The organism is Acidiphilium multivorum AIU301, from assembly GCF_000202835.1.
Taxonomy (GTDB): domain Bacteria; phylum Pseudomonadota; class Alphaproteobacteria; order Acetobacterales; family Acetobacteraceae; genus Acidiphilium; species Acidiphilium multivorum.
The window spans coordinates 2,592,709-2,605,158 of sequence record NC_015186.1; the positions used below are offsets into that span (position 1 = coordinate 2,592,709).

Consider the following 12,450-nt stretch of genomic DNA (forward strand, 5'->3'; position numbering starts at 1 on the left):
TGCGCGGGAATGACGAATAGCCAGCATCGGATCGCCGTCTCCCGTCCGGGCCGCCGTGCCGGCCGCCGGCGGTTGCTGCTCGCCTCGACAGCGCTGACCGCGGCCCTGCTCGCCCCGTCCCAGGGCCGCGCGGGGCAACCGGCGCCGATGACGACGCCGCAGGGCGGCACCGTCGTCGGCGGCTCGGCGACGATTTCCCAGGCACCCGGCACGACGACGATCACCCAGACCAGCCAGCGCGCCGCAATCGACTGGCAGAGCTTCAATCTCGGGTCGAAGGCGCGCGTCACCTTCAACCAGCCGAACGCCCAGGCCATCGCGCTCAACCGGGTGATCGCCAACAATCCCTCGATCATCGCCGGGCGGATCGACGCCAACGGGCGCATCGTGCTGGTCAACCAGGATGGCGTCGTGTTCACGCCCGGCTCGGAGGTCAACGCCGAGAGCCTGGTCGTCAGCACCTCGGGGATATCGCCGAAAAACTTCATGGCGGGCAAGCTGATCTTCGACCAGCAGCCAAAGCCCGGCGCCCGCATCGTCAACGACGGGCGGATCACGATGAAGCAGGCGGGCCTCGCCGCTTTCGTGGCGCCGGAGGTGATCAACCGGGGGACGATCACCGCGCAGCTTGGCCATGTCGTGCTCGCCGGGGCATCGGCCTTCACGCTGAACCTTTCGGGCGATGGGCTGATCTCGATCAACGTGACGCAGGCGGTTCGGCAGATCGACCTCGGCGGCCGGAAGGTCACCGCACTGGTGACCAACGAGGGAACGATCATCGCCAATGGCGGGCACATCACCCTCACGGCGCGGGCGGTGGACGGGTTGATCCAGCAGCTTCTCGATGTCGGCGGCACACTCAGGGCCGACAGCGTTGGCCGGCAGCCCGGCGCGATCACCATTCAGGGAGTCGGCGGCGACCTCCAGGTTGCCGGCCAGCTACTGGCACGGGGAGAGACGCCTGGCAGTTCCGGCGGAACGATCGCCGTCGATGCGACAGGCAATGTGAGCGTGGCCAGCACCGCGCGGATCGATGCCTCGGGCCCGGCGGGCGGCGGTGTCGTGGCGCTCGGCACCGATGCGGCGCGCGCGTTGCAGGGACCATCCGACACAACGGCGCCGAAGGCCGCGCGGGTCGCGATCGCCCAGGGGGCGACAATTTCCGCCGATGCAACACGGAACGGCAATGGCGGCCGAATCACCGTTCTTTCGCGCGACAGAACGACGGCGGCCGGCACGATTTCCGCCCAGGGCGCGGGGAATGGCGACGGTGGCCTGATCGAAATCTCCAGCGACGGCGTGATCTCCCTCTCGGGAACCGACACCACCTTCGCACCCAGCGGGCGCAACGGCACCATCCTGCTCGATCCGCAGACCCTCATCGTCACGTCGTCGAGCGGCACTCCGAGTGCGGGCACGACCACCACGTCCGGCACTCTCACGGTCGGCACGGACAGTAGCACGTCTTCCTATATCGATGCATCGATACTGGATTCGCAGACCGGCGCGGTCGAACTCAGCGCATCGTCCCTGATTTCGATTGCCTCGGCCATTTCGAGTTCGTCGATCTCCACACTGGCGATGAATTCCGGCGGCGATATTCGTATTGCAGCGCCGGTGACGCTTACCGCCGGATCAATCGAGGCAACAGCCAACGGGACCATCGAGGTCAGCGGCGCTCTTGGCGCGAGCAGCATCTCTGGCGCGAGCAGCATCTCGCTGCTCGACACTACCAGCAGCCCAACCAACAAAATTGACATCAACGCCAACATCGACGCCCAAACCCTCAGCCTCGATGCCAGCGGAGGCACCATCTCCAATGCCGGCTCCGTCTCCGGCTACGTCACCGCCTCGACCCTCGATGCCACCGCAAGCCTCGTCGCCCTCACCGGCAGCAACTCCATCACCACTCTCGGTAGCGTCAACGTCGGCACCCTCACCCTCGACGATAACGCACCCCTCACCATCGCCGGCTCCTTCAACGCCACCAGCGCAAGCCTCACCGACACCAGCGCCGGCGGCTTCGACATCACCGGAGCCGTCTCCGCCACAGGCAGCCTCAGCCTCGACGCCAACGCAGGCACCATCTCCAATTCAGGTTCGGGCACAGGTTCGGGCACAGGCTATATCAACGCATCAAGTCTCGATATCGTCACCGCCAGTTCGGTCATCCTCACCGGCAGCAACTCCATCACCACTCTCGGCAGCATCAACGCCGGCAGCTTCACCCTCGACGACAACGCGCCCCTCACCATCGCCGGCTCCTTCAACGCCACCAGCGCAAGCCTCACCGACACCAGCGCCGGCGGCTTCGACATCACCGGAGCCGTCTCCGCCACAGGCAGCCTCAGCCTCGACGCCAACGCAGGCACCATCTCCAATTCAGGTTCGGGCACAGGTTCGGGCACAGGCTATATCAACGCATCAAGTCTCGATATCGTCACCGCCAGTTCGGTCATCCTCACCGGCAGCAACTCCATCACCACTCTCGGCAGCATCAACGCCGGCAGCTTCACCCTCGACGACAACGCGCCCCTCACCATCGCCGGCTCCTTCAACGCCACCAGCGCAAGCCTCACCGACACCAGCGCCGGCGGCTTCGACATCACCGGAGCCGTCTCCGCCACAGGCAGCCTCAGCCTCGACGCCAACGCAGGCACCATCTCCAATTCAGGTTCGGGCACAGGCTATATCAACGCATCAAGTCTCGATATCGTCACCGCCAGTTCGGTCATCCTCACCGGCAGCAACTCCATCACCACTCTCGGCAGCATCAACGCCGGCAGCTTCACCCTCGACGACAACGCGCCCCTCACCATCGCCGGCTCCTTCAACGCCACCAGCGCAAGCCTCACCGACACCAGCGCCGGCGGCTTCGACATCACCGGAGCCGTCTCCGCCACAGGCAGCCTCAGCCTCGACGCCAACGCAGGCACCATCTCCAATTCAGGTTCGGGCACAGGCTATATCAACGCATCAAGTCTCGACATCGTCACCGCCAGTTCGGTCATCCTCACCGGCAGCAACTCCATCACCACTCTCGGCAGCATCAACGCCGGCAGCTTCACCCTCGACGACAACGCGCCCCTCACCATCGCCGGCTCCTTCAACGCCACCAGCGCAAGCCTCACCGACACCAGCGCCGGCGGCTTCGACATCACCGGAGCCGTCTCCGCCACAGGCAGCCTCAGCCTCGACGCCAACGCAGGCACCATCTCCAATTCAGGTTCGGGCACAGGCTATATCAACGCATCAAGTCTCGACATCGTCACCGCCAGTTCGGTCATCCTCACCGGCAGCAACTCCATCACCACTCTCGGCAGCATCAACGCCGGCAGCTTCACCCTCGACGACAACGCGCCGCTCACTATTGCCGGCACGCTGAGTGTAGCGTCTGGCGGAAATATCGTTCTCAGCGCCAATGGAATGGATCTGGCCGGTGGAACGATCCTGGCGAATTCGGGCGCGGTGACGCTTGCTCCACTTAGCTTCGATACCATCGCCCTCGGTGGGACCTCGACTACGGCGCTCGATCTTTCAAATCAGCTCTTGAACGCCATCGGTGCGAATTCCCTTCAGATCGGCACTGTCCAGACCGGGCTGATCGAAGACGATGGCTCGATCAGTCTTTCAATCCCAAACATCCTGATGGATGCGGGCACTATCAACATCAACCAGCCGTTCCTTGCGCAACATAGCTCGTTGATCGTGCAGGCAGGTGGCGAATTCACCGGCAATGGTGGCATTACGGTAGCTGCCCTCGGTGCCGCCGCAAGCCTCGTCGCCCTTACCGGCAGCAACTCCATCACCACTCTCGGCAGCATCAGCGCCGCCGGCAGCTTCACCCTCGACGACAACGCGCCCCTCACCATCGCCGGACCCTTCACCGCCACCAACGCAAGCATCACCAACACTGGTTCTCTCGACATCACCGGTTCCTTCAACGCCACCGACGCAAGCCTCGCCGCCTCGGACATCCGCATCAACGCCAATCTCGACGCTACGACCCTCAGCCTCGATGCCAACGCAGGCACCATCACCAATGCCGGCTCCGTCACCGGCTACGTCACCGCCTCGAACCTCGATGCCACCGCAAGCCTCGTCGCCCTGACCGGCAGCAACTCCATCACCACTCTCGGCAGCATCAGCGCCGGCAGCTTCACCCTCGACGACAATGCGCCCCTCACCATCGCCGGTTCCTTCAACGCCACCAATGCAAGTTTTGCCGACACCAGCGCCGGTGGCTTGGACATCGCCGGACAGGTCAGCCTCGCCTCGCTCCTCGCCCTCTCCGCAACAAGCGGATCCATCACCAGCTCGGGCACCGGTTCCATCTCCGCACCGACCCTCGATGCCGCCGCAAGCCTCGTCGCCCTCACCGGCAGCAATGTCATCACCACTCTCGGCAGCATCAATGTCGGCACCTTCACCCTCGACGACAATGCGCCCCTCACCATCGCCGGAAGTCTCGTTGCGCAGCGCGCAGCAATCTCGGCCGCCGATCTCACCATTCCAGGCGTCATTCTTGTCGATGGCGCGTTAAGCCTGGCGACGTCCGGAACGATCTCCGAGACCGGGACGATCGACCCCACCCTGCTCCAGATCGCAGGGGCGCGGGACGTGCTGCTGACCGGCAGCAATACGATCGACGCTCTTGGGTCGGTCAGCGTGCCTCTGGGAAACCTGGCGCTGGTGGATCAGGTGCCTCTCACGGTGAACGGCCCCGTATACGCCCTCAATATCTCACTTGATTCACCCGCCATGTATATTCCCGGCGCGATCAACACGCCCGGCACGCTCGGTCTGGGCTATGGCCCGATTTCCGGAAACGGTCCCATCACCGCCGCGACGCTTACGAGCAACAGTGCCGTCATCGGCGACGTGGCGCTGACTGGAACGGAGAACGTCATAGGCACTCTCGGCGGATTCGATGCCGCCGGCCATCTCTTCGCGTTGACCGATGCCACGGTGTTAACCGTGGCCGGACCTGTTTCGGCGAAGGCGCTGACCATAACGGCAACCGGCCAGATCACTCTGGACGGGGCGGATGGCGGTTCCTTCTCGATCGGCGGCCAATTTCTCCCGACATACGTCTACAATGGCCTCTCGCCACGTAACGGCATCGATTCGGTTCTGCAGGTGATCGCGAATGGAGCGCCGGCTAACGGCATCGTACAGACCGGCCAGTTCAACATCGACACCGGTCCCCTTCAAGGTCAGCCAAACACGCTGTTTATGCTTCTGCCGGACGGTGCCGACGCGAAGTTCAACGATCTCAATGCCCGCAGCACGGATCTGGCGATTTCGCTGATCAACGGATATGCACAGGGAACATTGTATTTGCACTATCTGCTGGTGGCGGGCGGCCTTAATGGACAAACGGCTTTCGTCGGCCAGATCGCCGGTCTTGCCGGCTCGGCCGCGGCGCATAACGGCAAGGTCGTTCCTGTGCCGGGATCCAGCTATCGCTTCAACTCGTGCATTATCGGATCGGTGAGTTGCACCGTGTTGCCTGTGGCGATCGTGCCGGAGCGCAACCCGCTGGATGATTTCGACATCAGTCCACGGCGGCGACGCAAGCTGGATGCGAATGTCCGGCTGCCAGGTGTGGCGGCAAAGGACTATTGACCATGCGCCGAACGGTCCTGGTTCTGGCCGCCCTTGCCGGCCTGGCGCTGTTGAGCGCGTGCACGCGGCCGCCGCCGGGCGCCTATGCGCATGACACGGATTCCCCGCAATCGGCCAGCGGCCGGCAACTCGCGCTGGGCAAAAATACCAGCGGCGAAACCTGCACCGCCAGCCGCACGACCTCCGGCGGCGCATTGATCTACTGCGGCAGTTGGCACCAGCCCAGCGCCGAAGTGCATGCGGGTCCGGAGGCGAACCGGGCGAACCTGAATGCAATCGTTACGCGAGGAAACTGGCGGGCCGGTCTCGAACAGCGCTACGCGTGCGGCAATCCAAAGCCGACAACGGTGCTCGGGCACTACCCTGGAGAGGTTCTGCTCTGCACGCAGCGGATCGGCGGCTGGCCGCATGTCGCCCTGGCAGCCTTGATCCGCGGCCATGTGTGGTTTGCCGATGGCGTGCAACCGGCTTTTCCAGCCATGGAACGCGCCGTCGGCGTGATCAGCGGCGCAGTGCCAGCCGCCGATGCCGGCGCGATGACCACTTCGGTTTCCGACAGCCAGCTTGCCGACCGCCTCGCCGCCGCCGCCTTCACCTCGGGTGATATCCACGAGTACGGCAAGTTGATGACGCTCGGCAACCGCTCCAACCAGGCCGAGGATTACCCTGCCGCCATCACCGCCTACCGGGCCGCGCTCGCGCTGCAGCAAAAGGCGCTTGGGCCGGAAAATCCGAATACGGTGACGCCGATGCTGGATCTTGCCCTGAATCTCTCGGATCAGGGCGATTATAGCCAGGCTGACGCCCTGCTTGCGCAGGCGGCGAAGCTGGCTCCCCTGGCCGTGGATCCCACGGCGGTCGCGCGACTCGACCATTATCGGGGTCTCGATCAACTCAATCAGGGTCATGATCGCCGTGCGCTGCGGCTGCTCTCGGCCGCAAACCGGGATTATGCATCGCTTCTGCCCCGCTCCGTGTTGCGCCCCCACCCTGCCGCGACCGGGTCCGACGATGGCTTCGGCCTTTCGGCCGGAAGCCGGGGGGGATCGCTCCTCGCCGCCCAGTCGACCCTGTTGAGCCCGATCGGGCAGCAGGCCCTGCTCGGCGTGATCGAAACACTGCGGTATGAGGGCGTGGTGCTCGATGCGGCCGGGCATCACAAGCAGGCCGCCGTGAAAATTGACCGTGCATCGGCGATCGCTTCGGCGAACGGTATTGCTCCTCCCGTGCTTCGCGCCAGGCTTGACCGGAGCACGGCCGCCGTCGACACGGCGTTTGACAGGACCGCCTCGGCTGCCGCCAGGCTGGCGCAAGCCTCGTATGATTTCGAACATGCCCTGCCCGGTTCGCGCCCCGTCGCCGACACGCACCTGCTGCGCGGCGGCGTGCTCGACCTCGCCGGTCAACCCGGAAAGGCCCTGGAGGCTTGCCGGGCCGGCATAAAGCTTCTCGCCCGCCTGCGCCTCGGCACCTCTGCGGCCCTGGTTGCTCCGTGCCTCGACGCGGCCAATCGGGAAGCGGAGAAGAATCCTGCCCGGGCCGGGGTGCTTCGCGCCGAGATGTTCGCGATGGCGGAACTCGCGCAAGGCAGCACGACCAGCCGTGAAATCGCCGAGTCCGCCGCGCGGCTGGCCGCAGACTCAAAGAGCCCCAAAGTCGCCGCCGCGATCCGCGCCCATCAGGATGCCGTCATCGCCCTGTCGCGCCTCTACCGGGAGCGTGACGGCATCGCCCATGAACGGCAGGCAACGCCGGCCGCCATCAACGCAATCGACATGAAGATCGCGGCGGCAACCCGGCGGCTCGCCGAAGCGGACGAGTCCGTCGAGGCGGCGGCACCGAATTTCGGCCAGCTGGTCCAGCAGGTCGTGCCCGCCGGCACCGTGCTCGACCGGCTGAGGCCTGGCGAAGCCTTTCTCGATATCATGCCGGCGCCGGACGGCACGTGGACGTTCCTGTTGCACGACGGGCGGATCGCCGTCGCGCACACGAAGGTCGACGAGACGCGCATGACCGCACTGGTCCGCAAAGTGCGCCAAAGCGTCGTGCCGACGCAGGCGGGATTGCCGACCTTCGCGATGACGTCTGCCGAAGCGATCTATCGCGCGACCCTGGCCCCCTTCGCGACCGACCTCGCGAAGACCACGGCGATGGTGGTTTCACCGGCCGGGGCGCTGCTGTCGCTGCCATTCGCGCTGCTGCCCACCGAGCCGGTCGCCCCCGGCACGCCGCTGGCCAAGGTGCCCTGGCTGATCAGGAAGATGACGCTGGTCTACGTTCCCGCGGCCGCGAATTTCGTCTCGCTGCGCGCCATCGCCGGCACGTCGCCCGCCAAGCAGCCCTGGTTTGGCTTCGGGGACTTCAAGAACACGAGCCTGGCCCAGGCCGAGGCCACGTTTAGTGGCCCCAGTTGCGGCGACAGCGCCCGGCTCTTCGCCGGCCTGCCCCACCTGCCGTATGCGAAGCTCGAACTTGACGCCGCCCGCGCGATCTTCAAGGCACCCGCATCGGACGAGCTGCTGGGGGCGGCCTTCACGGTCCCGAATGTCGAGCACGCCGACCTGAAGCAATACCGGATCCTGCATTTCGCGACCCACGCGCTGCTGCCCTCCGAACTGCCCTGCGCTCATGAACCGGCGATCGTCACCTCGCCGCCGCCCGGCGCCAGGTCCGCGGCGAACTCGATGCTGACGACCTCCGACATCACCAATCTCAAACTGAACGCCGACCTCGTGATCCTGTCGGCATGCAATACGGGCGGGGGCGACGGAAAGGCCGGCGGTGAAGCGCTTTCCGGCCTTGCCCGCGCGTTCTTCTTCGCCGGCGCCCGCGCGCTGATGGTCACGCAATGGTCGGTGAACGACCAGGTCAGTTCCTATCTGGTCGCAACCACGCTCACCCATCTGGCCTCATCGACGGGCGAGGGGGCGGCCGCGAGCCTGCGGAGCGCCCAGCTCGACCTGATCAGGGGCGCCGCGTCCGGCACCCTGCCGGCCAAGCTCGCCGATCCGTTCTTCTGGGCGCCTTTCGTGGTCATCGGCGACGGTGGACAGGGCACGCGCAATCTGGCCAAGTAGCGATCATCACGCATCAGAAAGCGAGACATCCCCTCATGGCAGCGCCAGATCTGACGAAGCTCGGAAAATATGACATCGTCCGTATTCTCGGCCGGGGCGCCATGGGCACCGTCTACGAAGGCTTCGATCCGATCATTGCGCGTCGCGTCGCCATCAAGACGGTCAATCTCGATGATACCGACGACGCCGAGGCCGCCGAGGGGCTGCTCCGGTTCCGGCGGGAAGCGCAGGCCGCCGGACGGCTGACGCATCCGAACATCGTGGGCATCTACGATTACGGCGAGACCGACGGGCTTGCCTATATCGTCATGGAATATGTCGAAGGCGAAACACTGAAATCGGTGCTCGACAGAGGCGAACGCTTTGCCACGGTCGACGCGCTGCGAATGATGCGGTCGCTGCTCGCAGGACTGGCCTACAGCCACGACAACGGCGTTATCCATCGTGACATCAAGCCTGCCAATGTGATGATCACGAGAGATGACCAGGTGAAGCTCGCCGATTTCGGCGTCGCCAGAATCGAAAGTTCGAGCCTCACCCAGGCCGGGACGATGATCGGCACGCCTTCGTACATGTCTCCCGAGCAGTTCATGGGGCAGACGATCGACATGCGGACCGACATCTATTCCGCAGGCGTCATGCTTTATCAGCTACTCACTGGCGAGAAGCCGTTCGAAGGCTCGATCACCGCGATCATGCACAAGGTGCTGAACGTCGAGCCGCCAGCGCCCTCGGCCCTGTCGATCTCGGTGCCGCCGAGGCTCGATGCAATCGTCCGCAAGGCGATGGCGAAACGGCCGGACGACCGTTTCGCCGACGCAAGGGAATTCGCGCAAGCCCTGGCAACCGCGGAGTCCGACACCGGTTCCGGCAGCCTCTCGCTCGCTGGCGAGGGAGTTGATGGAGATGCGACGATGATCGCCTCTTCCGGCCGTCATGCCGCCGCCGCACCGGAAGCCTCCGTCCGCTTGCCCACCCCTCCCGCACCCGCGGGCGAGACCGGCGGCCGGCGTGGCCTCCTCATCGGCGGAATTGCCGCGGCCGCGTTGATCGTCGCCGGCGGCGGCACTTATTTCCTGCTGGGCGGCGGGCACCATGCCGCGCAGCAAGCCGCGCCGTCCCACCCCTCCGCGACGAAGCCGGCCTCAGCCAGAAGCGTCAAGACGCCGGCGCCGGCGCCCGCGCCACCGGTTGCCGCTCAAGCGACGCCCGCGCCCGCATCGGCGCCCACACCCGTGCCGCCGCCCTCGGCCGCCACGATCGAGGCGCGACTGACCGCCGCCGTGCGTCAGACCTCCTGCGCGATGGCAACCGGAAGCGCCCGGAACGGAGACTTCCAGGTCTCGGCTCTCGTTCGCGCTGCGAACAAGCCCGCGCTGGCGGCAGCGATCGACGATGTCGCCCGCGCGATTCCCTCGGCGCATGTTGCCGTCACGCTCGACGATTTCACCGGCCCGTATTGCGGCATGGTTTCGACGATCGAGCCCTATGCACCCGTCTTCGCGGATGCCGCCCAGCGACTCGGCTTCAGGCTTGCGGGCGGCGTCAACCGCCTTGCCAAGGGGCAGCCGATCACTGTGCGCGTGAAGCCGCCCGCATGGGCCCATGATCTCGAGATCGACTATGTCTCGAGCAATGGGCAGATCTATCGTCTCCACCCCGCCGCGGACCGGAAGGACGGGATCATCAGCGACACGCTGGGTCAGGTTGGCGCGCCGTTCGGGAGGGACATGATCGTTGCCATCGCCTCGACCGCCCCGCTGCCGCTGGCCACGGGCGATCAGCTAACATCGACGAAAGCATGGCCAGGACAGCTTCAGTCCGCGCTTTCGACGATCACGCAAAAAGGCGGCCGCGTCGCCACGGCCGCCATATTGCTTGATACGAGACCCAAATGATCGATTATTTGCCGAGCGTCTGCAGATAGGCGACCACGTCGGCCCGATCGGTGGCATTGGCCATGCCCATATAGGGCATCTTGGTGCCCGGCACATCCGCCTGCGGATTGGCCAGGAACTTGTCGAGCGTCGAGGCGTTCCACACGATTCCGGACTTCTTGAGCGCCGGGGAGAACTGGAATCCCGGGGTCGCAGCGGCCTTCGCGCCGTAGACGCCCGCCAATGACGGGCCGATCCCGTTCTGCCCCGGGCTCACGCTATGGCAGGCTGCGCACTGGGCCTGAAACAGTGCCTTGCCATGTGCCACGTTCGCCGCCTGCGCGCTCGCGATGCAGAATGCACCCGCGGCAACGGCGATGAGAAGAGTGGATTTCATTTTGGTCTCTCCTGTCGGGCACCCGCCCGTCCGGGCGGGTGCGTGTTGTCCTCAGAAAGCCAGCCATACACCGGCAAACAGCGTATCGTTCGCCTGTGCGTTGGTTCCCTGGCCGTCATAATTGTGCGCAAGGCCATTGAAGATCGGATAGACGGTATCCTCGACGAAGAACTTGGCATTCAGCCAGGGCAGCCATTTCGGTCCCCCATCGTTGAACGGGTAGTAATCGAGCTCCGTCGTCCAGCTGTTGCTGTTCGGCTTGCCGTTCGCGTTTCCGTAATAAACCGGATCGGAATTCCCGTAAATCGTGTTGAACGACTCTGTGATCCCGAACTTCTGGTAGAGCAGTTCGGACAGCGTGATCGTGGCGACGTTCAGACTGTCGGCACGGTTGCTGACACTGCCGAGCGGATAGCTTGCCGCCCAGTCCTGCGACTCGTGGATGATGTTCGCCTGAACCGAAAACGCCTGATTGTGCGTGATGTACTGGAACTGCGTGTCGGCCGCGATGTCGAAGAATTGATCCGTCGGGCCGCTCGCCACACCCGTCGGATAGACCCGATCCATCAGCGCATAGCTGCCGACCTCGATCGAGGAGTTACCCCACTGATGCTGGAAGGCGAGCCGCAGATAGGGCGCCACACCATCGATCTTGGGGCCGCCGCCCGCGCCGAGCGCGTAGCCCATGCGTTGCGGCAACGACTTGTAGAGGTCCGCCTCGGCATAGATCATGTCGGACGGCGTGACGTTGAGCGCGCCGTAGACGCCCGCGCCATACACGGTCTGCGCCAGCGACGCGATCTGCTGCGAGGCCGCGGGGGCGTTCGCGAGACCCGAGGGGATATAGGGATAGCCCCAGCTCGGCGGCGTGTTCCAGAGGTCTGTCACGGCCGGGTTGTTGTTGAGGGTAATGCCCCAGAACAGCGGGTGACCGAACAGGCTGCCGGGCCGGGCAAGACGGATATCGGTGTTGTCCCAACTCCACTGCCTGGCGACGCCGTCATACGTCACCTGCACAAACGCGCCGAGGCCGATCGCCGAATCGAGCGCGCCGCCATAGAACAGGCTGGTCTGCTGCGCGGCCCAGGCATCGTTCGACTTGAAGCCGGGCTGCAGGCCGCCCGGGACCTTGTCGTGCTGCTGGGTCCATCCGATCTGGGACATCACGGCGAAATTCTTCCAGGTCGGGAAGGTGCCGCCGGCGATGTAGCCCTCGAGCTTGAAATCCCGCCCATACGGCGTGAGCTGCGGAAAGCCGATATGACAGGCCGAGCACGGTTCGCCGGTCTGCGCTGCAAAGGCGGGGATCGCGTAGGCAGCGCGAGGCGCCGCAAGCCAGGCTGCGGCAACCATGCCAGCGGCCGCAAGCCGCCAGGAATAGGGATGTGACCGGGTTTTCATTTGCAGTCTCCCGTTGACTTTCATTCAGTGACGAGCATCCGATTAACAGGGCCCAAAATCGTGGTCGTTG

Annotated in this window: 5 protein-coding genes; 3 read left to right on the top strand and 2 right to left on the bottom strand. The window is 65.0% G+C overall.

All coding sequences use genetic code 11. From position 1 onward, the window contains the following. Positions 1-9 precede the first annotated feature (9 nt). Genes ACMV_RS11670 through ACMV_RS11680 form a run of 3 tightly spaced genes read left to right on the top strand, consistent with a single transcriptional unit; the run spans position 10 to position 10,603 of the window. Positions 10-5,628, top strand: coding sequence for a two-partner secretion domain-containing protein (locus tag ACMV_RS11670; RefSeq protein WP_013640547.1), 5,619 nt, complete (start codon positions 10-12; stop codon positions 5,626-5,628). A gap of 2 nt (positions 5,629-5,630) precedes the next feature. Continuing rightward, positions 5,631-8,705: a CHAT domain-containing protein gene (locus ACMV_RS11675; RefSeq protein ID WP_012039812.1), complete on the top strand. Its 3,075-nt coding sequence runs from the start codon at positions 5,631-5,633 to the stop codon at positions 8,703-8,705. Positions 8,706-8,740: 35 nt separating this feature from the next. Continuing rightward, complete coding sequence (locus ACMV_RS11680; protein WP_013640548.1) at positions 8,741-10,603, top strand: serine/threonine-protein kinase; 1,863 nt, start codon at positions 8,741-8,743, stop codon at positions 10,601-10,603. Positions 10,604-10,607: 4 nt separating this feature from the next. On the opposite strand, the gene ACMV_RS11685 is transcribed toward ACMV_RS11680, so the two are convergent. Both ACMV_RS11685 and ACMV_RS11690 read right to left on the bottom strand, forming a co-directional pair. Beyond that, the gene (locus ACMV_RS11685; RefSeq protein WP_007424422.1) at positions 10,608-10,979 is read right to left on the bottom strand and encodes a c-type cytochrome; all 372 of its coding nucleotides are present in this window, start codon (positions 10,977-10,979) and stop codon (positions 10,608-10,610) included. 51 nt (positions 10,980-11,030) lie between these two features. Further along, positions 11,031-12,404, bottom strand: a complete 1,374-nt coding sequence (locus tag ACMV_RS11690; RefSeq protein WP_231295258.1) for a hypothetical protein — start codon at positions 12,402-12,404, stop codon at positions 11,031-11,033. Positions 12,405-12,450 lie beyond the last annotated feature (46 nt).

Excerpts from the sequence above, each read along its gene's own strand:
- ACMV_RS11670 (WP_013640547.1), top strand. The coding sequence starts at position 10 with ATGACGAATAGCCAGCATCGGATCGCCGTCTCCCGTCCGGGCCGCCGT.
- ACMV_RS11675 (WP_012039812.1), top strand. The coding sequence starts at position 5,631 with ATGCGCCGAACGGTCCTGGTTCTGGCCGCCCTTGCCGGCCTGGCGCTG.
- ACMV_RS11680 (WP_013640548.1), top strand. The coding sequence starts at position 8,741 with ATGGCAGCGCCAGATCTGACGAAGCTCGGAAAATATGACATCGTCCGT.
- ACMV_RS11685 (WP_007424422.1), bottom strand. The coding sequence starts at position 10,979 with ATGAAATCCACTCTTCTCATCGCCGTTGCCGCGGGTGCATTCTGCATC.
- ACMV_RS11690 (WP_231295258.1), bottom strand. The coding sequence starts at position 12,404 with ATGAAAGTCAACGGGAGACTGCAAATGAAAACCCGGTCACATCCCTAT.